The sequence below is a fragment of the Patescibacteria group bacterium genome (genome assembly GCA_040387855.1).
In the GTDB taxonomy this organism is placed as follows: Bacteria; Patescibacteriota; Minisyncoccia; order Phycocordibacterales; family JAKAEA01; genus JAZKCY01.
The window spans coordinates 366,059-389,475 of sequence record JAZKCY010000001.1 but is presented as its reverse complement, the minus strand read 5'-3'; the positions used below and the strand labels follow the sequence as shown (position 1 = coordinate 389,475).

Annotated in this window: 34 protein-coding genes; 27 read left to right on the top strand and 7 right to left on the bottom strand. The window is 39.4% G+C overall.

Features of this window, described 5'->3' with window-relative positions; translation table 11 throughout:
- Positions 1-79: 79 nt before the first annotated feature.
- The 4 genes from mscL (at position 80) to V4519_02175 (ending at position 1,826) form a co-directional block, all read left to right on the top strand.
- A complete protein-coding gene (gene mscL / locus V4519_02190; GenBank protein ID MES2436796.1) occupies positions 80-481 on the top strand; it encodes a large conductance mechanosensitive channel protein MscL in 402 nt (133 codons plus the stop codon).
- A 76-nt stretch (positions 482-557) separates the two neighbouring features.
- Positions 558-986: a VOC family protein gene (locus tag V4519_02185; protein MES2436795.1), complete on the top strand. Its 429-nt coding sequence runs from the start codon at positions 558-560 to the stop codon at positions 984-986.
- Between the two features lie 5 nt (positions 987-991).
- Positions 992-1,174 carry a hypothetical protein gene (locus V4519_02180; GenBank protein MES2436794.1) on the top strand — a complete coding sequence of 61 codons (183 nt, stop codon included), beginning with the start codon at positions 992-994 and terminating at the stop codon, positions 1,172-1,174.
- A 172-nt stretch (positions 1,175-1,346) separates the two neighbouring features.
- Complete coding sequence (locus V4519_02175) at positions 1,347-1,826, top strand: hypothetical protein (GenBank protein MES2436793.1); 480 nt, start codon at positions 1,347-1,349, stop codon at positions 1,824-1,826.
- A 48-nt stretch (positions 1,827-1,874) separates the two neighbouring features.
- Here V4519_02175 and V4519_02170 read toward each other — a convergent pair whose 3' ends face one another.
- On the bottom strand, positions 1,875-2,441 hold the full coding sequence (locus tag V4519_02170; protein ID MES2436792.1) for a dihydrofolate reductase family protein: 567 nt from the start codon (positions 2,439-2,441) through the stop codon (positions 1,875-1,877).
- Positions 2,442-2,517: 76 nt separating this feature from the next.
- Between V4519_02170 and V4519_02165 the strand changes: the two genes are divergently transcribed.
- On the top strand, positions 2,518-2,946 hold the full coding sequence (locus tag V4519_02165) for a hypothetical protein (GenBank protein MES2436791.1): 429 nt from the start codon (positions 2,518-2,520) through the stop codon (positions 2,944-2,946).
- Here the strand turns inward: V4519_02165 and V4519_02160 are convergent.
- Both V4519_02160 and V4519_02155 read right to left on the bottom strand, forming a co-directional pair.
- On the bottom strand, positions 2,943-3,314 hold the full coding sequence (locus V4519_02160) for a DUF2200 domain-containing protein (GenBank protein MES2436790.1): 372 nt from the start codon (positions 3,312-3,314) through the stop codon (positions 2,943-2,945). The two genes, V4519_02165 and V4519_02160, sit on opposite strands and share 4 nt — an antisense overlap.
- 7 nt (positions 3,315-3,321) lie before the next feature.
- Positions 3,322-3,633 carry a YdeI/OmpD-associated family protein gene (locus V4519_02155; GenBank protein ID MES2436789.1) on the bottom strand — a complete coding sequence of 104 codons (312 nt, stop codon included), beginning with the start codon at positions 3,631-3,633 and terminating at the stop codon, positions 3,322-3,324.
- Between the two features lie 111 nt (positions 3,634-3,744).
- Here V4519_02155 and V4519_02150 point away from each other — a divergent pair, with 111 nt between their 5' ends.
- The 17 genes from V4519_02150 to V4519_02070 all read left to right on the top strand — a co-directional run bounded on the left by V4519_02150 (position 3,745) and on the right by V4519_02070 (position 15,409).
- Positions 3,745-4,011 (top strand): hypothetical protein, encoded by a 267-nt coding sequence (locus tag V4519_02150; protein MES2436788.1) that lies wholly within the window; start codon positions 3,745-3,747, stop codon positions 4,009-4,011.
- A 67-nt stretch (positions 4,012-4,078) separates the two neighbouring features.
- The gene (locus tag V4519_02145; protein ID MES2436787.1) at positions 4,079-4,561 is read left to right on the top strand and encodes a DinB family protein; all 483 of its coding nucleotides are present in this window, start codon (positions 4,079-4,081) and stop codon (positions 4,559-4,561) included.
- A gap of 23 nt (positions 4,562-4,584) precedes the next feature.
- Positions 4,585-5,001 (top strand): VOC family protein, encoded by a 417-nt coding sequence (locus V4519_02140; GenBank protein ID MES2436786.1) that lies wholly within the window; start codon positions 4,585-4,587, stop codon positions 4,999-5,001.
- An 8-nt stretch (positions 5,002-5,009) separates the two neighbouring features.
- Positions 5,010-5,432, top strand: a complete 423-nt coding sequence (locus V4519_02135; GenBank protein MES2436785.1) for a DUF1801 domain-containing protein — start codon at positions 5,010-5,012, stop codon at positions 5,430-5,432.
- A 69-nt stretch (positions 5,433-5,501) separates the two neighbouring features.
- A complete protein-coding gene (locus tag V4519_02130; protein MES2436784.1) occupies positions 5,502-6,926 on the top strand; it encodes a glycosyltransferase family 2 protein in 1,425 nt (474 codons plus the stop codon).
- 4 nt (positions 6,927-6,930) lie between these two features.
- Positions 6,931-8,070: a cellulase family glycosylhydrolase gene (locus V4519_02125; GenBank protein ID MES2436783.1), complete on the top strand. Its 1,140-nt coding sequence runs from the start codon at positions 6,931-6,933 to the stop codon at positions 8,068-8,070.
- A gap of 65 nt (positions 8,071-8,135) precedes the next feature.
- Positions 8,136-9,317 (top strand): ATP-binding protein, encoded by a 1,182-nt coding sequence (locus V4519_02120; GenBank protein ID MES2436782.1) that lies wholly within the window; start codon positions 8,136-8,138, stop codon positions 9,315-9,317.
- A 4-nt stretch (positions 9,318-9,321) separates the two neighbouring features.
- Complete coding sequence (locus tag V4519_02115) at positions 9,322-9,933, top strand: hypothetical protein (GenBank protein ID MES2436781.1); 612 nt, start codon at positions 9,322-9,324, stop codon at positions 9,931-9,933.
- Between the two features lie 20 nt (positions 9,934-9,953).
- Positions 9,954-10,436, top strand: a complete 483-nt coding sequence (locus V4519_02110; GenBank protein ID MES2436780.1) for a VIT1/CCC1 transporter family protein — start codon at positions 9,954-9,956, stop codon at positions 10,434-10,436.
- A gap of 110 nt (positions 10,437-10,546) precedes the next feature.
- Positions 10,547-11,188, top strand: coding sequence for a PEP-CTERM sorting domain-containing protein (locus tag V4519_02105; GenBank protein ID MES2436779.1), 642 nt, complete (start codon positions 10,547-10,549; stop codon positions 11,186-11,188).
- A gap of 412 nt (positions 11,189-11,600) precedes the next feature.
- The gene (locus V4519_02100) at positions 11,601-11,984 is read left to right on the top strand and encodes a DUF1761 domain-containing protein (GenBank protein MES2436778.1); all 384 of its coding nucleotides are present in this window, start codon (positions 11,601-11,603) and stop codon (positions 11,982-11,984) included.
- Positions 11,985-11,991: 7 nt separating this feature from the next.
- A complete protein-coding gene (locus V4519_02095; GenBank protein MES2436777.1) occupies positions 11,992-12,180 on the top strand; it encodes a DNA-directed RNA polymerase subunit alpha C-terminal domain-containing protein in 189 nt (62 codons plus the stop codon).
- A 131-nt stretch (positions 12,181-12,311) separates the two neighbouring features.
- Positions 12,312-12,761, top strand: coding sequence for a hypothetical protein (locus V4519_02090; GenBank protein MES2436776.1), 450 nt, complete (start codon positions 12,312-12,314; stop codon positions 12,759-12,761).
- 137 nt (positions 12,762-12,898) lie between these two features.
- Positions 12,899-13,702 carry an MBL fold metallo-hydrolase gene (locus tag V4519_02085; protein MES2436775.1) on the top strand — a complete coding sequence of 268 codons (804 nt, stop codon included), beginning with the start codon at positions 12,899-12,901 and terminating at the stop codon, positions 13,700-13,702.
- A 65-nt stretch (positions 13,703-13,767) separates the two neighbouring features.
- A complete protein-coding gene (locus V4519_02080) occupies positions 13,768-14,532 on the top strand; it encodes a hypothetical protein (protein MES2436774.1) in 765 nt (254 codons plus the stop codon).
- Between the two features lie 54 nt (positions 14,533-14,586).
- The gene (locus V4519_02075; protein MES2436773.1) at positions 14,587-14,928 is read left to right on the top strand and encodes a metalloregulator ArsR/SmtB family transcription factor; all 342 of its coding nucleotides are present in this window, start codon (positions 14,587-14,589) and stop codon (positions 14,926-14,928) included.
- Positions 14,921-15,409, top strand: coding sequence for an SRPBCC family protein (locus V4519_02070; GenBank protein ID MES2436772.1), 489 nt, complete (start codon positions 14,921-14,923; stop codon positions 15,407-15,409). Before V4519_02075 ends, V4519_02070 begins: the two co-directional genes overlap by 8 nt.
- Here V4519_02070 and V4519_02065 read toward each other — a convergent pair.
- Positions 15,399-15,644 carry a DUF202 domain-containing protein gene (locus V4519_02065; protein MES2436771.1) on the bottom strand — a complete coding sequence of 82 codons (246 nt, stop codon included), beginning with the start codon at positions 15,642-15,644 and terminating at the stop codon, positions 15,399-15,401. The genes V4519_02070 and V4519_02065 overlap by 11 nt on opposite strands.
- Before the next feature lie 81 nt (positions 15,645-15,725).
- Here V4519_02065 and V4519_02060 point away from each other — a divergent pair, with 81 nt between their 5' ends.
- On the top strand, positions 15,726-16,214 hold the full coding sequence (locus V4519_02060; GenBank protein ID MES2436770.1) for a hypothetical protein: 489 nt from the start codon (positions 15,726-15,728) through the stop codon (positions 16,212-16,214).
- Positions 16,215-16,276: 62 nt separating this feature from the next.
- On the opposite strand, the gene V4519_02055 is transcribed toward V4519_02060, so the two are convergent.
- Positions 16,277-16,747, bottom strand: coding sequence for a DUF305 domain-containing protein (locus V4519_02055; protein ID MES2436769.1), 471 nt, complete (start codon positions 16,745-16,747; stop codon positions 16,277-16,279).
- A 99-nt stretch (positions 16,748-16,846) separates the two neighbouring features.
- Between V4519_02055 and V4519_02050 the strand changes: the two genes are divergently transcribed.
- On the top strand, positions 16,847-17,326 hold the full coding sequence (locus V4519_02050) for a hypothetical protein (protein MES2436768.1): 480 nt from the start codon (positions 16,847-16,849) through the stop codon (positions 17,324-17,326).
- 8 nt (positions 17,327-17,334) lie between these two features.
- Here the strand turns inward: V4519_02050 and V4519_02045 are convergent, their stop codons facing one another.
- Positions 17,335-19,980, bottom strand: a complete 2,646-nt coding sequence (locus tag V4519_02045; protein MES2436767.1) for a hypothetical protein — start codon at positions 19,978-19,980, stop codon at positions 17,335-17,337.
- Positions 19,981-20,071: 91 nt separating this feature from the next.
- Positions 20,072-20,653 carry an NAD(P)H-dependent oxidoreductase gene (locus V4519_02040; GenBank protein MES2436766.1) on the bottom strand — a complete coding sequence of 194 codons (582 nt, stop codon included), beginning with the start codon at positions 20,651-20,653 and terminating at the stop codon, positions 20,072-20,074.
- Positions 20,654-20,750: 97 nt separating this feature from the next.
- Between V4519_02040 and V4519_02035 the strand changes: the two genes are divergently transcribed.
- The 3 genes from V4519_02035 to V4519_02025 all read left to right on the top strand — a co-directional run bounded on the left by V4519_02035 (position 20,751) and on the right by V4519_02025 (position 23,393).
- Positions 20,751-21,083, top strand: coding sequence for a helix-turn-helix domain-containing protein (locus V4519_02035; GenBank protein MES2436765.1), 333 nt, complete (start codon positions 20,751-20,753; stop codon positions 21,081-21,083).
- Between the two features lies 1 nt (position 21,084).
- Positions 21,085-21,489 (top strand): hypothetical protein, encoded by a 405-nt coding sequence (locus V4519_02030; protein MES2436764.1) that lies wholly within the window; start codon positions 21,085-21,087, stop codon positions 21,487-21,489.
- Between the two features lie 131 nt (positions 21,490-21,620).
- Positions 21,621-23,393, top strand: coding sequence for a UvrD-helicase domain-containing protein (locus tag V4519_02025; GenBank protein MES2436763.1), 1,773 nt, complete (start codon positions 21,621-21,623; stop codon positions 23,391-23,393).
- Positions 23,394-23,417: the final 24 nt, after the last annotated feature.

The following is a 23,417-nucleotide window of genomic DNA, read 5'->3' as shown; positions in this document are numbered from 1 at the left end:
ATCAAGGTGATTTTTTGTTACCCCGACAGTGTTCAGGACTTTTGTTATACTATAACTAGTTTTAAATAATTATTATTTTATGATAAAAGATTTCAAGCAGTTTCTACTCAGAGGCAACGTTGTTGACTTGGCAGTCGGTGTTGTTATCGGAGCGGCTTTTGGAACGGTTGTCACTGCATTAGTAACAGATCTCCTCACTCCACTTATAGGTGCAATCGCAAAAGTACCAGATTTTGCGGGGCTTTCATTTACTGTGAATGGTAGTCAGTTTATGTATGGTCATTTCATTAACGCCCTTGTATCATTTGTTCTTGTCGCAGCAGCAATCTTTTTCTTTGTCATTAAACCGATGAATTATCTAATTGCAAAATCACGAAAGGAAGCCCCAGCAGACCCAACTACCAAAAAGTGCAAAGAATGTCTTAGCGAAATCCCGCTTGAGGCAAAACGTTGTTCATATTGCACACAGGTTATTGCATAACACACATAATTACCTGCAAAAAAATCACCTTGTGAGCAAGGTGATTTTTTATTGCCGTCTATGATATGATCCCCCTATGGCAACAATAAACCCTTGGATTAACTTCAACGGCAACGCTGAAGAAGCGCTTACATTTTATAAATCAGTATTCGGTGGTGAGTTTTCAAAGATTGTTCGTTTTAAAGATATTGCAACTGCAGAAGTACAAATGCCAGAAGCCGAAGCAGAGAAGGTAATGTATATTGCTCTCCCCATTGGTAATGGCAGTGTTTTGATAGCAAACGATGTGCCTTCATTTATGGGCGCTGTAAATGAAAACGAAAATCGAAGTAAAATTTTAATTACTACTGACACTAAGGAAGAAGCAGAAAAAATATTTAATGGCCTTTCAGTTGGTGGCACTGTTGAAGGACCTATGGGTGATAGTCCTTGGGGATCATATGCCGGAATGTTTCGAGATAAATACGGTATTGAATGGTTAATTGAATTTACTCCAAGTAAATAAAATATATGAAAACAAGATCTAAAGTGCATGCTATTGCAGCTCTATTACTTATCGGAGCACTTATTTTCCTTGGAATAATCTGGTGGATAAACGGTCGTGAAGATACGTGGCTTTACATAACTTGTGTAGTAATTATGTTACCTTCATTTATCACAATATTCTTTAAGAAAGAAAATAAAGATCAATAATTTATATTAGTCAGCATCCTATATAAAAAGAATATAGTACTATGTATTAATAAAAGTAACTCTCATCATTTTATTGACAGAGTGTAAGATGTGTAGTATACAGTGCAAGGAGTTAAAGGTTGCTACTTCGGCCACCTTACTCGTTTTAGTTCATTACGGAAGGAAGCATCGTATGCTGCGATCCATCGCCCTCTTCGGGATCCTGCTCGCGTTCATGCCGAGCCAGCTCATGGCCGCCGACGCCACCACCAAGCCGGCAGAGCAGGCCAACCTCCAGGAACTCAAGGCGCAGTTCCTCAAGGAGCGAGCCGCCGGCAACACCGACCTGCTCAAGCAGTCGGAGAACGAGAGCCGGACGGTCGGCGTCCTGCTCAAGGACGTGGAGAGGTTCCCCAACCTGAGCGCCGACGAGGGACTCTCGATCATCTTCAACCGGGACCGCCTGGAGAAGTGCGCGACGCTCCGCACCGTCGCGCGCCGGCTCATGGCCAAGAACGCCAACGAGCCAGCGAACAAGGAGGACACGGTCACCCTCGAAGCGGTGATCAGCCAGCTCCGGCTCGAGATGATGAAGCAGATCGAGTTCCAGGCCTGGTACCTCAAGAGGAGCTTGGACGAACTGTCCGCCAAGCTCGCCACCCCGGCAAACTAAGAGAACAGTCCATAGACGTCCCAAGGTTCCCCCTTGAGGACGTCTTTTTTATTTATTAGTTTTCACGACTTTAAACGTAATACTCGTTCTTTGAGAAGTTGTCTCAAGCACCTTAACTCTTTCAAGCTTTATTTTATCTGTATTTATATTTTCAAATAGTCGTATTCCTTTTCCAAGCAATACAGGCATCATATCTACAACCAATTCATCACAAAGCCCAGCATTTAAAAGCTGCTGAATAGTGTTTGCACCAATTACCTGCACATCTTTATCCCCTGCTGTTTTTTTCGCCTGAGAAACTGCGCTCTCAATTCCATCTGTTACAAAGATAAAGCTCAATTTGCCATTTCCTTGCGGATATTTTTCAGGAACAGTATGAACCAAAACAAAAATAGGAGTTTGGAATTCATAATCACTAGTAGCCCACTCAAACGGATCTGCCATTTCATATGTGTGCTTTCCCATAATAACAGCACCGGTTGTAGCTATGGTTTCTTTAAAAGATGGTACATCATGCATTTCTTTAAAATCTGTATAGAGCTCTCCTACCCCGCCATCCTTATTATTAATATATCCGTCCACAGACATGGACATTCCAGCGATTATTTTTCCCATAGAAAAAGTATAGCATTCACTTCCACTAATGTAGAGCAACTAGCATTTTATTTGATTTATTGGGATACTTATAGATATGAAAATTCACTTTGTATGCACAAACAACACATTTAGGAGTAGAATGGCTGAGGCGTATTTTAACTCGCTCAAAATAAAAGACTGGGTAGCAACATCAAGCGGCATTGATGCGGTAAATAATATAGAAGGAGCGATAGCTTGGGATACCAAAGATACATTGCAGAATCACAATATACTTGAGTATACAAATAAAGATTGGACCCAAACTACCAAAGAGCTGATCGAGGATAGTGATCTCGTAATATTTATGGAACCAACTCACGCCACATACTGTGAACAAACGTTACATGCAAAAATTCCCAAGCATGAAATATGGAATGTAATTGATACTGATATTAATAAAGATAAAACTATTGTCGTTTTAGAATCTGAATCTACATTTCAAGCAGTGAAGAAACAGGTAGATGCACTTATTACAAGAATTTAATTTTGCACTTTTCGCAAAATTTTCTCCATCGCCTTCCCTTTTGCCAATTCATCTATAAGTTTATCGAGGTATCGAATTTCTCGCATAAGAGGCTCTTTGATTTCTTCTATCTGTACTCCACAAATTTTACCTGTAATGAGAGACCTTGATGGATTCATATGTGGAGCTTCATCAAAAAAAGTTTCAAACGTTACCGTTTTCTCTATTTGTGAATCCAATTTTTTCTGTGTGTATCCCGTAAGCCATCGTACTATTTCATCAACTTCAGTTTTGGTGCGTCCTTTTCTTTCTACTTTAGTAATATAAAGACGATACACACTTGAAAACGTCATTGTATAAATCCGGTGTTGTTTTGTAGCTTCTTTCATAATTTATTTATTTCTTTTTCGCTTTTTTAGTAAGTATAAATTTTTGAGAAGCACTCATGGCTTTATCTTTGCGGTGGATGCAGCCTATCCAACAACAAGGTCGACGCTTGCCTTCTATAAGTTCTTCAACAGTTCTTTTTACATGATCATCCCTTGTTTCCTGAGTCTTCACAGATATAGTCCAGCAAATCCATTCATTACGGGCCAATGGAGTAATATCCTCCCAGGATACAAGAGCCTTCGGAGATGAGCCTAAAGCCTTTCGCAAATCGTCTGGTAATGGATGAGCTGTACCACTAGAAATTTCTATCTTTGACATATTCCTATCTTAGCAAATAGTGGTTGACTTTTATAGTCAGTAGCGCATTATAATCTCAGACCCCAACCAAACCTCGCCGCATGGGAGCGTCTTATGAATACGCGACCTGAGATGCTTGATCGTGAACTCTACAATCGCGGTCGGATTTACGCCTGCAGTGATGGAAGGTCCATGACGGCCTTCTACGATCACACGGAGTATCCCGACGAATTCAGCGATGATACTCCGCCGGCAGATAGGTACACCTTCCTCCACGAGGTGGGTGGCGACACGACCCAAAAGGTGTTCGACGCCGCCCACAAGTTCGCAGACGACCGGGGCAATACCCTCTCCACGTGGAACGCGCGTGGTGGAGGCCCTGATCCCGGAGGAACCTAGTCGACTTGCTTGAGGCAAGATTCGACTTTTTTTATATTTTAACTATTAGTGCTAAAGTACAGGGCATATGACAAATAAACAATTTTTTCTCGAAGTCCTAAAAGAAGAAGCACCGAAATTCAGAAAAGCTATTGAGGCATTGCCTGAAGATAAGCATGATTATAAAGTGCATGAACGGGCTCGAAGTGCAGGAAACTTAGCAGGTCAGCTTGCTATCCAATGGAAAGCCTTGGCAACAATTGCTACTACCGGAATCCCAAGCTTCAATCCTCATGAAATGGATGGACTCACAAAAGCCGACATGCTTTCAAAATTTGATGAAGGTATGCCTGAATTAATGAAAGCTGTTGAATCGATTACTGATGAAGTATGGGAGACTGGAAAAGCTGGTTGGAATGAAACTATGCATGACACTCGATATCATATGTCATGGATGTTCCTCTTTGATGCAATCCATCACCGAGGTCAGCTTCTCACGTTCCTCCGAGCAATGGGAGCAAAGGTTCCATCTATTTACGGACCATCAGCAGATGATGAACCAACACAATAATATTATTTTTAATTTTTAACATTATGCAAAGTAAACTAAACCCTTATATCAACTTTGATGGTAATGCCAAAGAAGCAATGCAGTTTTATCAAACAGTGTTTGGTGGAAAATTGGATCTCAGCACCTTTAAAGATGGTGGCATGCCACACAGTCCTGCAGATGCAGATAAGATTATGCATGCAATGCTCGTGGCCGATAACGGTATGACATTAATGGCATCTGATACTCCTCCAGGTGTTCCTTTTATTGCAGGTGGAAATATTTCTATTTCTCTTAGTGGAGATAATCAAGAAGAACTCCAGGGCTACTGGAATAAACTTGCAGAAGGAGGAAATATTGCAATGCCGTTAGAGAAAGCACCATGGGGAGACATGTTTGGGCTTCTCAATGATAAATATGATATTAGCTGGATGGTAAATATTGCTGGACCAAAAGCATAAATAAAAACATGGCCGAATTAAAAACAAAAGCAACAAAAGAAAGTGTTGAGAAGTTTTTAAAATCCATTGAACCTGATCAAAAGCAGAAAGATGCATTTGTGCTACTTGAGATGTTTGAAAAAGTGACAGGTGAAAAAGCGGTAATGTGGGGACCAAGTATTGTTGGCTTTGGGATGTATCACTACAAGTCAGAACGAAGTACTCAGGAGGGCGACTGGCCACTTGTAGGATTCTCGCCTCGCAAACAAAACCTCACACTTTATATTATTAATGGTAATCAAAATAACCCCGATCTTAAAAAGCTGGGCAAGCACAAAACCAGTGCCGGGTGTTTATATATAAATAAACTTGAGGATGTAGATGAGAAAGTACTCCTAAGTCTCATCAAAAAGTCATTCCAGTATATGAAAAAGAAGTATCCTATTTCCTAACAAAGATTAATTGACAATGTAACAAATATATGTTAGTTTCCAATCTCTACATTATTGTTATAAAAGTCAATGAAGCTCTCTGCATCTCCCCGTTCAAAAGTAACTCTCTCCGATATTATCGGTGATTTTTACTATACTGAAATTGAACCAATAAGGGATTGGAAATTATGGAAAATTTCTGGTCACAGATTGCGAACTAGTATCTACATCATTCTAGGTATCGTAATTTTGTATTATATTCAAGATTATCTGTGGCCAATTACTCAGACTCCTCATACACTACTTGAAAAGCTTTGGTCTTTAGGAGCATATTTATGGTTGGCAGCTGCAATCCCTGCTGTAATGGGATTCATTGGATTACTTCGTTTTGAACATTCTCATAGTTTAAATACAGTACTACCCATTAAGACATTAGTTTCATTCCGTATCGTATCTAGAGGTACAAATACAGAAGCACTTACTCAAACCATACGAAACTGTCAAAAAGAAATGATACGAAATCAATTCTTCCCTTTTATTATTGAAGTAGTTATTGATATAAAAAATCCAGAGCTTCCAAAAGAAAACTCTCATTTATCATATATTGTCGTACCTCAGACATACAAAACCTCACAGGGTTCTTTATATAAAGCACGTGCACTTCATTATGCGCTTGAAAATTCCAAGCTACCAAATGACGCATGGATAGTTCATCTTGATGAAGAAAGTCATCTTACAAGTTCAAGTATCAAAGGTATTTGTGAAATGATTAGCGAAGAAGAAACTGCAAAAACATATCGAATAGGACAAGGAACTATTCTTTATCACCGAAAATGGAAAGAACATCCTATTTTAACGCTTGCAGACAGTATTCGAACCGGAGACGATTTGGGACGATTTCATTTTCAGCACCTTTTAGGTATTACAATTTTTGGATTGCATGGCTCATTTATAGTTGTTAGAAATGATGTAGAAAAATCGATTGGTTTTGATTTTGGTCCAAAAGGATCAATTACTGAAGATGCCTATTGGTCACTCCTTGCTATGCAACAAGGATATAGATCTCGATGGGTAAATGGATATATTGAAGAGCAATCAACACATTCTGTTGGTGATTTTATTCGTCAGCGACGTCGGTGGTTTGAAGGGCTACTTAAAGTTACTCTCTATGCCCCAATCGATTTCAAATGGAGACTTTTGCTTGGTTTCAATACAATCGTATGGGCCATTGCACCTTTCGCGGCTCTCTATACTATTGCCTATTTTTTCTTGGGATTTTCTATCCCATCATGGCTACATTTCTTTGCTAATTTCTCATTTATTTCTTTCATTGTTTTCTATGTTATTGGACTCAAAGTTAACCTAGATGAGCACGGCATACATAATGTAGTAAAAAGAATTGGTTGGTATATAGCACAAATAATTTTAATTCCCTTTTTTGCAATTATTGAAAGCATTGGGGTCTTAGGAGTAATATTTTCACCTTCAAATGGATTCCATATTGTTAAAAAATAAAACTATGACTCACTATCACCGATTGATCATTGCTTATAGTGTCTTACTAGGAATAATTTTACTTATTTGCATGCTTAGCATGGTAGAGCACACAACACATTATTCAAGTTCAAATGCTTTGGTACGAAGCTCCACAAATTCACCATATACAAACGATAACCTTGGTATTAATCTTCCATGGCTCGATTTGCATAATGGAGTTGAAGAATATAATTGGCTTAATGAGAAATACAATTCAAAGCTCATAGATAAAGATCTTGCAGAAATCCAAGCGATGGGAATTACAAAAATTCGTACATTTTGTCAGATGGAATCACTATTCAATTTTAAAGATGGTAAATTTGAACTACATAAAAAGTATGCAAAAAATCTTGATGACTTTTTAACAAAAGCTGAGAAGCATAACATTTCTGTTATATGTGTAATGGGAGCTGGTAATTATGAAGGTGAACCAAAAAGTCTAGATGGAAACTTCCGATGGGAACTTATAAAAACTCCTGCTGGAATCAAAGTTTATACTGATGCATATTCTACATATATAAAGCGTTTTAGTTCTCATAAAAATATTATTATGTGGGAAACACATAATGAACCTTATGGATCAGCTACATGGTCAGAAGCAGCCAAAGTAGCACAAGTCACTGAAGATCAAATTCATGAATATCTTTTTCAATCATATAAAACAATAAAGCCTCTCGTAGGTTCTACCTATGTAGGATTTTCTGATCTTGAAGAACGTGAACAACCTAAATACCAATTATTTTCAGATGAAGCAAAAAGAACTCGTCTTGTAGATGATTCTACAGATGTATATAGCTTACATATTTATAGAAATTCTGCTGACCAAGTATTTGATTTTAGCGGGGTCAAAAATAAACCTAAGTGGGTAGTTGAGTATGGAGGATATAATTATTATGATCCCCAAGCGATTGAGCATCCTATTGCTGGAAATTCTGAACTCTATAACACAGAAGCAAACTATACTTCTACTGTAGATATTTCAAACAAATTGGTAAATACTGGGTTCACATTACTTATGCCATGGGCATTTTCTTCTAATAGTGGAATGGTAGTTCACAATCCTGATGGAACTCATACGTTACTTAAGCTTCCACTATGGATGAAAGAACAAATAAAAATCTAGCTCTCAACTCACTCGACAAACATGTCATATAATGATACTGTTCCAATGTCAAATTACCTATTTTTTTGAAAAACAAAAAGAACATCAAGGCTCACGAGAAAGCCAATGAAGCCATCGAACTCCTCAAGGATATTAAGGATATTAAAGATATAAAAAATCTAACTGTTGAAGATGTGGTAGTCATGTTTGCCTACGCTGAAGCAATTGTTGAAACAGTTCGTGAACCTCTCGTCATCTTAAATGAAGACTTATGCATTAAGACAGCTAATAAGGCTTTCTTTGAGATGTTTGAAGTAAAAAAGTCTGAAACCTATAATAAAAAGATATTTGATCTTGGTAACGGACAATGGGACATTCCCCCACTTAAAAAGCTCCTTTTAGAAATCCTCCCAAAAGATTCTGTTTTTAATGATTATGAAGTAACTCACCATTTTGAGGATATTGGCACCCGAACCATGATGCTCAATGCTCGACGTATAGTACTTGAGGGACATCAAACTGAGCTCATTTTACTTGCCATTGAGGATGTGACTGAGCAACGCAGAATTGAAAAAGAGAAAGATGATTTTATTGCAATGGCATCGCATGAACTAAAAACCCCTCTTACAAGTATCAAAATGTTTATTCAGCTTTTGCAAAAGCGCCATAAAAAAGATAAAGATATCAATTCCCTTTTTATTTCAAATAAAATTGATTCTCAAATTGATAGATTAAGTAGCATGATGAGTTCTTTCCTCAATGTGTATTCGATTCAATCTGGAACAATGGCAATGCATCGAAATCATTTCTTATTGGATAAGGCAGTTCATGAAGAGGTTGAGACATTCCAATACTCTACAGATACGCATAAAATAACTGTGTCAGGTTCAACAGGCATTAAGATTTTTGCTGATAAAGAACGTATTAGTCAGGTACTTATAAACTTATTAACCAATGCTATTAAGTATTCTCCAGATAGTAAAAAGATAGCTATTAAGATAAGCAAAAACAAAACAGATATTATCATTAGTGTTCAAGATTTTGGCATGGGTATAGCGAGGGATCAGCAAGAAAAGATCTTTGAACGATTCTATAGAACTAATGGTAAAAAAGAGCGAGAAATTAAAGGTCTTGGACTTGGACTCTATATCACCTCTGAAATTATAAAGTCTCATGGAGGTAAAATTTGGTTGGAAAGCAAAGTTGGTACGGGCACAACGTTCTTTTTCTCGTTGCCTATTCATAAAACCCCAAAAAAGCTAAAATAGGTTAATGTTTAATCTGAGTAAACTTGAGCTTAAAAAACTACGATCTCTAAACTCTCCAATTAAGATTCAAGATTTTTTGGATACTCTTCCCTTCAACTTTGAGCCAAATGGTGAAACCAATATGTCTCCTCGAAGAGTCATACGCGAGAAAAAAGCTCATTGTATGGAAGCTGCTCTTTTTGCTGCAGCAGTATTGTGGATCAACGGACAAGAACCAATTATTATAAATCTAAAAGCCCATCCCTATGATGACGATCACAGTGTTGCACTCTACAAAATAAATGGCTTATGGGGAGCTATTTCAAAATCAAATCACTCTACTGTACGATTTCGTGATCCGGTTTACAAAACAGTTCGCGAACTTATGATGTCATATTTTCATGAATATTTTCATTATGAAACTGGTGAGAAAGTATTACAAAGCTATACCCGTCCTGTAAATCTCAAAAAATTTGGTACTGAATGGATCACTACAGAAGTAGAGTTATTTGATCTTGCAGCACATATAGACAAGTCTCCTCATGTTCCTTTTTATCCCAAAATAAATAAAAAGTTTATTCGCCGAGCAGATGCCTTGGAGCTTAAAGCTGGAACAATAGTTGAGTGGGAAAAGTAATCCGTATATACTAGTACAACATGAAAAAATATTTACCTGACTTTATCTTTGGAAGTATTGATGGCCTCGTAACAACATTTGCTGTTGTATCTGGAGTTATTGGAGCATCACTATCACCTGCTGTTATTTTAATTTTAGGATTTGCAAATCTTTTTGCCGACGGATTTTCTATGGCAGCCTCAAATTATTTATCCTCAAAATCTGAAGAAGATCTAGGTCACAACAGTGCAGAGAAAAAACCAATTACAGCTGCATTTATAACATTTGTATCTTTTGTAGTTATTGGATTTGTACCACTTTTCTCATTCATAGTTCCTACGGGAATAGACACATTTCTTATGTCATGTATTCTCACTGGCCTTGCATTTATCTTCGTGGGATATGTAAAAGGAAAAGTTACAAATACAAATAGAGCTTGGGCTGCGTGTGCAACACTCATGATTGGAACAGTAGCTGCAGTAATTGCTTATTTTGTTGGATATTTTCTCTCAAATCTTATTTAAATTAAATATTGACTTTTTACCTAAATATGATATAATACACACAGACTCAGCTATTGTGAAAGGCATAGTGCCCCAAGCAATGTAGCAGTGAAATCGTGAAGGGATTCTCAATGAAGTCCGCTCTCGCATTCATCGTGGCCATTCTCTCCCTGAGCTCGGCCACGCAGGCTTCGCTCATCACCCTCAACCCCTTGAGCGCGTCCGGGATCAAGTCCGATTCCCAGACGGTCATGACGATCGACTCTGGAATCATCTCGCAGCAGTACTCGATCGATCCCTCAACAGGATCGCTCGCGGCTCGACTCATAACGAGTGCGACGATCGATCTCGTGGAAATCACATACCAACAAAAGGAGTACTACACGTACTCGGTGGATGTGAAGATGACCGGTCGAGACATCCGCTCGATGCGAAGCGCAAGCACGCAGACCCTGCCGTTCAGCGAAACCCATGGTACACCGGCAACGTTTGCCGGTGCCATCGATCTCGATCACATCAACGATTCGATGGGCCAACTCGATGTGGGCATGGTGCAGTTTACTCTGTCATCAGGCCTCGTCGACAATGCCATCGGAAGTCTGAGCAAAAGCTCGAACGGCACACTCACCGCGGTCTACCACTTCGACCTCCGCGGTCCAGCTTCCCACGTCGAGATCAAGACCTTCGTGCTGACCCAAGCGCCTGAGCCAGGATCCGTTGCACTAACAGGACTCGCTGGCATAGGACTTCTCGCTCGTCGCCGTCGTCGATGACCTTCACAAGTACCTCACACACCCCGCCACAAAGCGGCCGATGGAAACCCTCCGTCAGCTGTATCGTCGGCGGGTTTTCCATTTATATTTTTAATACAATATTCATGTTATCCGTTGTATAAATGCCAAATAGCTGTACCATTATGGATAGGTAGAGTGAAAGGAGCCAACCATGCCCGTGAAACTCTATTGTCCCAATCCGCGCTGCGTCAAAACCCAGTCTGTAGACGAACATACGCGCGGCAAGCAGATGTGGTGTATCTATTGCGGCAAAGAATACCGCGTCCCGCAAACACCACGCAATCCCCCAACGCATATACCGACCAAGTAAACTTCCTGGCTGTATGCGTTTTTTTTATGCTAGATTATTCTAACTCTGCTATACTTTAAATATCATTTAATAAATATTTTTATGGAATCACTTCTAACTAATATAAATTGGTTGTCAGTTATTATAGGGGCTTTTATTGCTTTCTCACTTGGATCATTATGGTTTTCACCAAAAATGTTTGGAAACAAATGGCGTGCAGGCATGGGTACACCAGCTGTTCCCGGCCGACCTCTTGGATTAATTCTTTTGTCACAAGGATTAGGAACTATTTTATTTGCATGGGTTTTGAATCTCGCCCTTGTTCTTTCCCTACCATTTGCCATTCTCATTGTGTGTATGGTCGCAGTATTCATTAAAGCAACAAGTCTTTTCTCAGGTAAAAGTAAGTATGCAATTATTACTGATACTACGTATGTACTCGCACAAGCAGCAATTATTATTGCTGCATATTTTGTATTTATGTAATTAGCTTATGAAAGAAATTAGTCAAATAAAACTTTCTGCACCAGCACAAAGAGCATTACTTAATGCTGGTATAGATTCCCTCAAAAAACTCTCAAGATATTCTGAAAAAGAAATCTTAGCTCTTCACGGCATGGGACCAGGTTCACTTCCACTCTTGCGAGCTGCACTTAAAAAAGAAGGCTTGAGATTTTCCTGATTTTTTGGTATTGTACCGTTCGGTTCAGTTCCCGCAGATGAACAAGGAGCACGGCTGCTCCTTTTCGTTTGCATGCAGAAGGACTACGTTTCATGCTTCCGTATGTTGAATGTCTCGAAAATCGTACTGTGATGTCGGTTGGCCTCGGTGGAGGCGCGACATCGATTCTCGACTCGGTGGCACAGGCTGCTTACACCTACAACCTTAGAGCGGTGACCACAACCTCGGTAACGCGGGTACAACCACCGCTCTACCTGCAGCGGCAGATCGTCGCCCGTAATACGCTTACGGGTGCGGCGACGGTGAAGTTCACCTACACCATCAACCCAAGTGGTCCTCGGGCCACACATACTCGGCTGGTGATCCGCCAACAGCAAACCACTGGCACTATGCGCCAAGTGGCACTTGCCACGTTCAAGGTCTACTCGACCGACACCACGGTTAGCAAGAGCATTAGCGGTTTCCAAAGAGGTGGCGTCTACAGCGTGACCGGCCAGGGAGTTCGCATAACCGTGAGCTCCACTGGTAGCACATCAACGACGATCTCAGCAGAGTCCACTGCGGTGTGGATCAAGCCGTAAGTGCACCATCAGTTCTTGTCGTAGATTTCATGACACCCGTGTTTCGACACGGTTTTTTTATACTTAAAAATACAGATTCTTAGTTCTCACACGTCTTAGTATTGTTGACCTATTACTAGTTGGTATAATGAACTTATATGAAAAGAATCATACCCATAATTTTAGTAATTATTATAATAATCGCCTTGTTTTCACTTTTAAATAGAACTACAACAACAGATGGGACTCAACCGTTAGCAACCTCAACCAATCAGACAGGAAATACACAGCAACAAAATGTTCCTGTAACAGTGATTCCGCTTTCACATGCAACCGGAGTTCTCACTTGGGCAAATAAAAATATCTTTTTGGATCCAACGGGTGGCGCAGCAAACTTTCAAGGAATTCAACCACCAAATATCATTCTTGTAACTGATATCCATGGAGATCACTTAAGTACCAGTACATTAAATACTATCGTTGGCAGCTCTACACTTATCGCACCAAAAGCAGTAGTTGATTTGCTTCCTGCAAATCTTAAATCACGAGCAGTTGTAATGAACAATGGTCAGACACGAACAGAACAAGGTTTCACTATTACCGCAGTACCTATGTATAACTATCCTGAAGCAACAGATAGCAGACATACAAAAGGCCGAGGCAATGGATACATAATTGAGCGAGATGGCTACCGAGTGTATGTTGCTGGTGATACCGGACCAACTCCAGAAATGAAAGCACTCACTGATATTGATATGGCATTTGTTCCTATGAATCTTCCATTCACTATGGGTGTTGAAGATGCAGCTCAAGCAGTGCTCGCATTCAAACCAAAGATCGTATATCCCTACCACTACCGCGGACAAGATGGATTAGCAGATGTGGCTAAATTTAAAACACTTGTAAATACTGGAGACTCAAATATTGAAGTAGTACTTGCAAATTGGTACCCACAGCAATAGTATAGCGACAGAACGATCGTCGTTCTTCTGTACTACGACCACAACACCACGTAGGAGCGCGTCACATGGAAACCACCATTCTCGGACTGCAGAACCATTTCAACCGGATGTACAACCGTCGTGTTCAACACACCGGAGGTTCGTTCCCGGAACGTGCAGGCCATATGATCTACCGCGTCGGCAAGATCGCTGATGCGGAGCGGAAAAGCGAGCGCCTGCCCGGACGACTTGCGAGAAGTGTCAGCTACTTCTACAACGTAGTCAATTTCTTCAATGGTCGCGTCGACCTTGAGCGCGGGATGATGTACAAGTTCCCGCCGTATGGCTGCTTGTACTGCACGCACATGCCCTGCGACTGCAATGATGCAACCCGTCCCGACCCAAAGGATTACAAGCTGCATGATGAGCAGCGCGGCTGGACGTTGAGACGGTGGCAAGAGCACCTCAAGACCGTCTACGGCTGGCGACACCTTCAGGGCGACAAGTTCTGGAAGATCTACGGCAGGCTCGTAAGCGAAGTCGGTGAACTGAGCATCATCCAGTCGAGAGGCCCACATACACCTCTTCGTGGTGGTATGGCAGATCACCAGTCTGAGCTCGAAGCTGCAGATGTACTCAGCTGGCTACTCACGCTCGCATACGTGCGTGGTATCGATCTCGAGCAGGAGGTGTTTGATCGCTACCAAACCTGCCCGGGCTGCAATGAGCTCGTATGCGACTGTGACCTCGTGTTCATTGCTCCAGATGGCCAATCCTACAGCACAGTTGGTGTGCCCGGGCTGTACGAAAACCTCAAGATCACCGTTGCCGGCATGAATCAGATCCTCTGACCATGTCGGTTTTTTATTTGACATAAAAACTCATATAGTATATTATTCAACTAAATGGTTGAATATAAATTAGACATTGATCGTATCTTTTATTCCCTCGCGGATCCCACCCGTCGAGATATATTAAAGCGCGTAGCCAAGAAAGAACTATCTGTGAATGAACTCGCAGAACGATATGATCTCACACTTGCTGCAGTCTCTAAACATATTCAAGTATTAGCAAAAGCACATTTAATAGAAAAGCGACGTGAAGGTACGCATCAATATATTGCTCTCTCCCCTCCTGCGATGAAGTTTGCATATGAATATATAGAGGAGTATAGAAAGATATGGGAGGAAAAATTTGAGCGCTTAGATGAGGTATTAGAAAAATTAAAGAAAAAACATTATGGCTAATAAAACAACAATAGTAGCAGAACCAGGACAACTAAGTATAATAATCACTCGAGAATTTGATGCACCACGAGATTTAGTATTTAGAGCATATACAGAAGCTGATTTGTACAAACAATGGGTAGGTCCTCGAGGTATGAGTATGGAAATTGAAAAATTTGAAGCAAAAAATGGAGGTTCATGGAGATATATTTCAAAAGATCCTCAGGGTAATGCTTATGCATTTAACGGTGTCACCCACTACATGAAAACCCCAGAATTGCTTGTGGGAACATTTGAATTTGAAGGTCTTCCAGAACGAGGTCATGTTGCATTAGAAACAGCTCGATTTGAAAGTCTTCCTGGAAACAGAACTCGAGTTGTTGGGACATCCGTGTTTTCAACACAAACTGATCGCGATGGAATGATTCAGTCTGGAATGGAGCACGGAGTTGTAGAAGGACATGAGCGACTAGATGAAGTACTTGCTGGGCTTACGAAGTAGTAATCGAATTAATTCGTTTTCTTCCCTGAATAAATCTATAGGTACCCAAAACAAATACGCCAACTCCAAGTAGTAACACAGCAAATCCTAAATAGATCACCCATTCATCTTCAAAAAACTTAAACATTGCAACAGCAAGTACAGCCACTGATGCTGCTGTTCGCATATAAGAGAGTAGTGTACGTTCGTTTGAAAGGTACGCTTCAACTTTTGTTAGTTTTGTTGTGTCTGACATATATCTAGAGACGAAAATGCTGAGGCTTTATGACACCCTAGTATGATCTTGAAAAAGTAATATTTTTGCTATACTACAACTATGATTCATCGACTAAACCGGTTCCGAAAATGGCTTCTACATAAAACCCCTGAATTACGTCACCTCTCACTTAGCGATGCATTACTTGCAAAAATCGTTCTTGATATTACCCGCAAAGCCACCTTACGAACTTTTACATCAGTACCTATACATTCTATTATTCTCATTCACCCGATAAATAGAAAATCAGCACTAGATAAAATTGATCTTAGAGTGAAGGCACTTTCTGATATAAAAGATACTATGGTTTTGAATGATGAGACTATATCAAATGATCAGCTCATAGAAATAATGCCCTCTGTAAGCCCAATTCAAATTATTCCCTACAAAGATGGCTATATGTCATTTGAAGGTAATGGCAGACTTATGGCGTTACAGAAAATATTTTCAGATACAAGTACAAAGCTAGATGTAGAATTATTTTCTCTTCCATCAGATTCCTATATTTATAAAGATATTGAAAAACTACAAAAAATGTACTCTGTTTAACAAGATGTTGTAGGAGTTGAGAAGTAAAAAACCACCATAGGGTGGTTTTTTACTTTAGATTTTTATTTGTTATACCAAGCTTTTAGCCATGCTTTCATATCTGCAATTTCTTTCTTCTGAGCAGTAATTATATCTTGAGAAAGCTTTTTGATTTCAGGATGCTTTGCATTCGTTAATGCAGCTTCTGCCATTTCTACTGCCCCTTCATGATGCACAATCATTTCTTCTAAGAACGCTTGATCAAATGCATCCCCTGTTTTTCCTTCGAGATTTGCATTCATATGATCCATCATTCCTTGCATGCCAGGAGTATCACGTGGTGGTACAGCTCCTGCATTTGGCATCATTGTTCCATCAGGCATCATGTGCATTCCATTCATGTTCTGAGAATACATTCCTTTCATCTTCATATGACGATTCATCATTCCTCCTCCCATACACATCATCATGAGACAACAAATAATACATCCAATAATGATTCCCCCTATAATAGACCCGCCAATTATAAACGCTGTTTTATTATTCTTTATCATATATACATAAGTATAGCATTATGTGTTAATTGACAAACTACTTCATAGTGGTAATTTACGCTGAGCGTCATGTTCCGAGTCTTTGTGGAGTCTGTGGAGATGAAACATCAAATCATGGCCATCGCAGCGGGATTGCTCTTCGGCATCTGGCCATTGTTCATGAACAAGAGCAATCTATCTGGATTTGTAACGTGTGTGGTTGTGAGCTGTATTCAGCTTACGCTCTTGATCACTCCGGCACTGATGGATACAAGTTCGCTCTACCGTGCCAACTGGACAATGACCATCATTGCTGCAGTGATCGCAACCGGAGGCGTGGTGATCTTCAACACATTGCTATCCGAAGCTATGCCTGCAAAAGTGGGTATTCTTTTTGTAGTGATGCTCGTCGCCCAAACATGCCCACCGGCGATCTATTCGATCATCGTCAACCGCGGAATCACATGGATGCAAGCAGTGGGATTTTCTGCAGCGATAGTTGCTGCAATTTTCCTCTGCTACCCAAGTAGTTCCCCACAACAAAATCAGACAAAGGCAAATCCTTTGTCTGATAATGCACCCAAGGATCAAGTTCCTTGAGGTGTTTTTTATTTGAAATACATTAAGCTCCGCACCTGATTGTTGATTGCAGTTGCAGTAAACTGAGATCGCCAATTTGTTTTAGATTGACTACGTGCTTCTAAAATAAATGAATCATAATTTGAACTGAGATTTGGACTCACTTCAATAGGAGCATTAAATGGTCCATCTGGAGTAGTATATGCAGAACTTACTTTAACTAGACCTGAAAGATGATTTCCTCGTAATACAATATTACTTGCTGAGTATCGGCCAAGTCCAACAAGTCCAAGACTATTAATTGTAAAGGCAGTAGGATATTGATACACAATATTATCTCGTATCATAAGATTATGAATACCTATTGCATCTGCTGCATATTCACCAGATCCAGGCTCAAGAATAATAGCAGCACGATTTGTCGACAGTGTATTAAACGCAATAATATTTTTTTCTACAACAGCCTCAGCAATGTTTGCCATTACCAATGCTTGACCTCGTTTACCATTTACTGGACCAGATACATTTGGTCCTCCCGCATCTACAATACGAGTACCAATCATCACATTATTCTTAACGGTTCCTCGAACACCGCCTAAATGTTGTGGTCCTCCTCCATTTACATATCCAAAAGAAAGGTGAATTGGATTATTGTAGAAGAAGTTGTTTTCTACTATTCCTCCAGCACGAGCTTGAAGAGCATCACTTGCTGCATTTGAGAATATATTATTTCGCACAACTGAGTTCCAGTTTCTACCTGTAATATAAACTGCATGTCCGAAGATTGTACCTCCTGTTCCGTTTGCCCGCCGTCCGTTGTTATCAAATATATTATCTTCTACAAGTATGCCGTTAATACCATAAAAATATGTTCCTTCAGGGTGTTCTAGATTCCCTTGCGCATCAACAGTACTAAATACATCAACGACAACATTACGTCGAATAGCAACATTCTTTATGAGATTAGGTGAATTCTGTTGTGTTACTTGAGAATATGGCTGGGCAACTGAGATAGTAATTCCCTTTGCAAACTTTTCTATGTAGCAATCTTCAATAAGAATATTTTCACCACCAACAGAAGTACCTTCAAGTCGTATTGCATCATCCTTAAAATTCCCGACGAAATGGATTCCAACAATAGCAATATGTTTTGTACCATGACCTAGAGTGACTCCGTTGGTATTTGAAGATACTTTTGGTCTACTTCCTGTGCCATATGAACTAATTACCAATCTGTCTGATGCAGATCTACCTGAGATTGGATTGTAGAGTGATGTAATATAGTTTGTAATTTCTCCACTCCAACTATCTCCTCGTTTTAGAAGTATCTGATCTGGATAACCACTTCGTATCATAGTCATAGCTTTTGATACCGACTGTACCGGTGCGCCAAGTGATCCATCGTTACTATCACTTCCTAGTGATGATGATACATATACAATTTTAGAATCAAATTTAGGTGTTATATCCGTATACCCAACAACAGGTGTTGTGTCTGGTGGGGTTATATCTGGAGGAGTGGGAGGTGTAGGCGGAGTTGGTGGTGTGGGTGGAGTGGGAGGCACAACTACTTCAGTTACCGCTACAGATACAGTCTTTGAAACATTACCTCCTGCACCAGTACACGTTAACGTAAATGTTTTTGCTTGAGTAATTCCTGAGAATGTAATGGTTCCAGATGGACCTTGAGTATTTGTCCAATCACCTGAGGCTACACATGACGTAGTGTTTGTAGATGTCCACGACAATGTAATATTCCCTCCTGAAGTAATACTCGTAGGAGCTGCAAGTGACATAGTTGGTACAACAACTACTGGGGCTGGATTGATTACAGAAAATCGAATTGTTTTAGGAACTCCCGCAACGAGTGATCCATTTACTCGCTTAAATGGAGTTACCACTACTGTATGTGAACCTAATGTTGGATTCCATGCATAGGGCCAGTTTGAAGTATTATCTCCAGCCATAAAATACGGTGCACCAGTTTCATATCCAAATTTTAATTTTCCATCCAAATCAAATTGAACAATAGAAGTATCAGCAGATGGATTAGCCTTAATTGTAAGATTTTTAGTTGTAAGTTTAGTTAAATCAATTACGGTGCCATCAGTAATGGGAGTAAAAAATTTAGTTGGTGCATTATAGTCAGTGTTGTAGAGTTCAAGACTTTGAATTGTAGCTTGTTGAACTTGATTGATTACAGAAAATTCTACAGTAAGAGGACTTCCCGCTGTACCTGTTCCTCCCTTACCAGTATATGGAGTAACTTTAAGGGTATGTGATCCTTCGGTAAGATTCCAACTATAGAAATCTCTACTCGTTGAACTTCCTCCAATAGCATATGGTGGGATATCTTGAAGCTTGTATCCTGAATATTGGTCATATGAGAACCTAACGCTGCCCACAGTAGCAGGATTAGTAATTACCTCAATATTTAAGTTCTTTGTAGGTAATGTAGCAAGATTTATTACTGAGTTATTAGTAATTGAAGTAATTGCCTGATCATTATCAGCATTTATCAGCATAAATTGAGTAACCCGCTGAGTTGTGTTGGATATGCTGGATTGACTAACCGCAGCAGGTAGACGATTGTTTTTTTCAATCATCATACCAACGACAACAACACTACCAATAAGTAGTGCTGCTATAAGTAAATATATATGTAACTTTTTCATCAAATAAGCGAAGTATAAGACCACATGATAATGTGACTTAAGTATATCGCACTATTCAGGCTCATCCAATGTACAGCTGTGTATAGGAAAGCTATATTGATAGCTTTGCACGAGATGCCTTCATCTCAGTTGACCAGAATGTAATATCATTTAGCATCCCTTCAGCTTGTTTTACATGCCGTTCATTAAATTGATACTCACCTTTCTCATTAAGATTTTCATAATATGCGGGAAGTAAAATTTGTTCTCGCAGATCATACATCTTTAGTTCCCCAGCAATTCCACGTAAATGTTCTACCGATCGAGCCCCTCCTGCAAGTGAACCATAGCTAATATAGCTTACTGGTTTAAAACTCCATTCATGATACACAAAGTCTAAAGCATTTTTTAGCGCCGCAGGTACTGAATGATTGTATTCAGGGGCAACAATAATAAATCCATCGGCTTCGCTAATCTTTGCTGCCCATTTTCGAGTATGCTCATGTTCATATTTCCCGCCAGCCATTGATGGTGGAACGGCTTCATCGAGTAATGGCAAGTTAATTTCTGCTAAGTCCAAAAGTTCTACTTCAATATCTTTTCGTTCTTTTGCGAGATTATAAATCCACTGCGCTGGCTGTGTGTTAAACCGTCCTGGCCGTGTCGATCCGGCAATTATTTTTATCTTGATCATAATGTCTGAATATGTTATTATTGCTTTATATAGTAAAGTAGTTTAAATAATAAAGCACTTTAAGTTTTAAAGCAAACTTAAACCCAACTACACCACAATGCAAAACTCCAAGCAACCTGAACCAAACAACGAACCAGCATGTATCAAAGCCTTTGAAGTCTTTGGTGATGGCTGGCGTTTGAAGATTGTTGATGCTCTACGCAATGGCGAACTTCGATTTAAAGAACTTCAAGAATTATTGGGAATCAATTCTGCTACCCTCACAACAAAGCTCAAGACTCTTGAAGAAATGGGAATGATTATCCGCAACGAAGAAACAATTAATAAACTCTCAGTCACCTACTGTCTTAGTAAGCTTGGCAAAGAAAGTCTTCCTGTTGTTGATAGTATGTTCAATTTTGGAAAGAAGCTTTTAAAAAAGCAGGCATAGTATGCAAGAAATAATTAACACTACATCTGAAATTCTAAGCTCTCAAGAATTTCTAGAGTCTGTAAATAAAAACCGAGCACCAGATCAACATCGATCAAGCGGCTTTTTATGTGTACTTAAAAATAATCCAGAATCAAAAGATCAATCTCCTCTTATACTTCAAGCAGTAGGATTAGTTCCACAAAATAAAAAAGAACGCTGGATGAATATGAGTCAGGAGAAAGCATTTAGACTTCTAAATTCTCCCACGCATATTATGACAAGCTTTGAAACACGCAATCCAGAAAAAGATCAGACAGGTGGAGCTATTCGAGCTGGTGACTATATTCTTTCTTTTTCTGGACTCACCGAAGCTGGTGATGAACAGCTCATGCGGCTCGTTGCAGAAAAGTGCAAACTTGCGTAATTCTTAAATAAGCAGTACTATAAAACCTTCATATGTTTGGGAATTATAAACCACATAAACACCTCTCGTTGAGCAGGCCATTTGGAAAGAACCGCGACTAGCGGTTTTTTGTTTATGTAAAAATCACAATCATGAGTAAAGAAACCTTACTACACAAGCTTAAAAACCACATCGAGTTTATTAGAACTAAAATTGTAGATGCTCGAAAAGCAGCATTTGATAGAAGCAGTTTACCCATGTCTGCAATCAAAGGATTGGCTCGAGAAGATCAAGTTACCTACTGGGCACTTAAAGCTCAGTTTGAAAAACGGGTTGAAGAACTCGATCATCTTTATAACTCTCCTTACTTCATAAAAGTAAATCTCACCCTCAAAGATTCAGGTGAAAAAGTGGAATACCGATTTGCAAAATTTCATTTGAGTGACGAAAAAATATATTCATGGGTTGCGCCAGTAGCATCTATCAGATTTGAAGAACCAGGACCTGTTTTCTATACACTTCCAGACGGTACAAAAAAACATGCATTACTCGAAGATAAAGAACAGTATATGATTGTAGATGGTAATGTAATATTTTTTGCGAAAGAATCTTTAGGTACACCTCGTGAACTTATTCACCAAGAACATTTCTCAAACAGAAAATCAGGATTCATGCTTCCTGAAATTGTGGCCCAAATGGAAAAAGCTCAGGATCAAGTTATCAGAGCTCATCACAAGGGACCTTTAGTTATTGCAGGACCTGCGGGATCAGGAAAAACAACACTCGCCTTTCACCGAGTAGCATATCTCGTACAAGCACCAGACACATCTCAACTTTATCCTGAACGTTCTATTATTATTCTAGTGCAAGATAACGGCACAAAAGATTACTTTTCACATCTTCTTCCTGAGCTAGGTATTAAAGGCGTGCATATTACTACATTCTCAGAATGGGCTTTTACTGTTTTAGATCTAGATTCTCAAGAGTATTCATATGCTATTAGATTTGGATCCACAGAACAACAACGTGATGCATATGAATTTGAAAAGCTTCAGATCTTGAGATCAAAACCCGAGCTCGCATTCAATGCAAAACCATTTACGACACTCAATCAAATCTACTCAGAAAAACTATCGGTCGAAGCTCTGAAGTTATTTGCTCAACAAAAGAAAGAAAAGAAACTAGATCGCTTTGACCTCACCTTACTTTTACAATGCTTAAAGGGAAAGCACAAAGATAAGAAACTAGCATTCAGAAAAGAAAAAACTGTAGCTGAATATTCTTTCGCATTAGTAGATGAATTCCAAAACTATTTACCAGAACAGCTTAGTCTTTTTAAAAGCACTCTAGCAAAAGAGACCCAGTCTATAGTGTATGTGGGAGACATGGCCCAGCAAATTCAGCTTGGGACAATACGTTCATGGGAACAGATCGGTGAAGCTATTCCAGATGAGAAACAAGTACTATTAAAGAAAGTATATAGAAATACTAAAAATATTCTGAATTATATTCAGAAATTGGGATATGACATTTCTATTCCAGAACAAATTAAATCAGGCCCAGATGTGAGTGAGTTAGTTATGCAAAGCAATGCAGAAGAAATAGATTATATTAAAAGCTTGATAGAAAAGTATCCAGAACAAAGCATTGGTATTCTTGCTCAAAACCCAGAATATCTCTCCCCTTTTATTTCTGAATTTAAAAGCAATTCTAACGTGCACATTCTTACGATGCGAGAATCACAAGGAGTCGAGTTTGATATTGTCTGTATTGTTGGAATTGATGATTCTATTACTACTCATAATCAAAATGAAGAGTTAACCCGTATCAAAAAAGATTTACTCTATGTTGCCCTTACCCGTGCAATAACAGAATTACATGTTTTAGGAAAAATAAATTTAAGTAAAACTATCCAATTAAAATAATCCTTGCGTTTTATATAGTGCTGA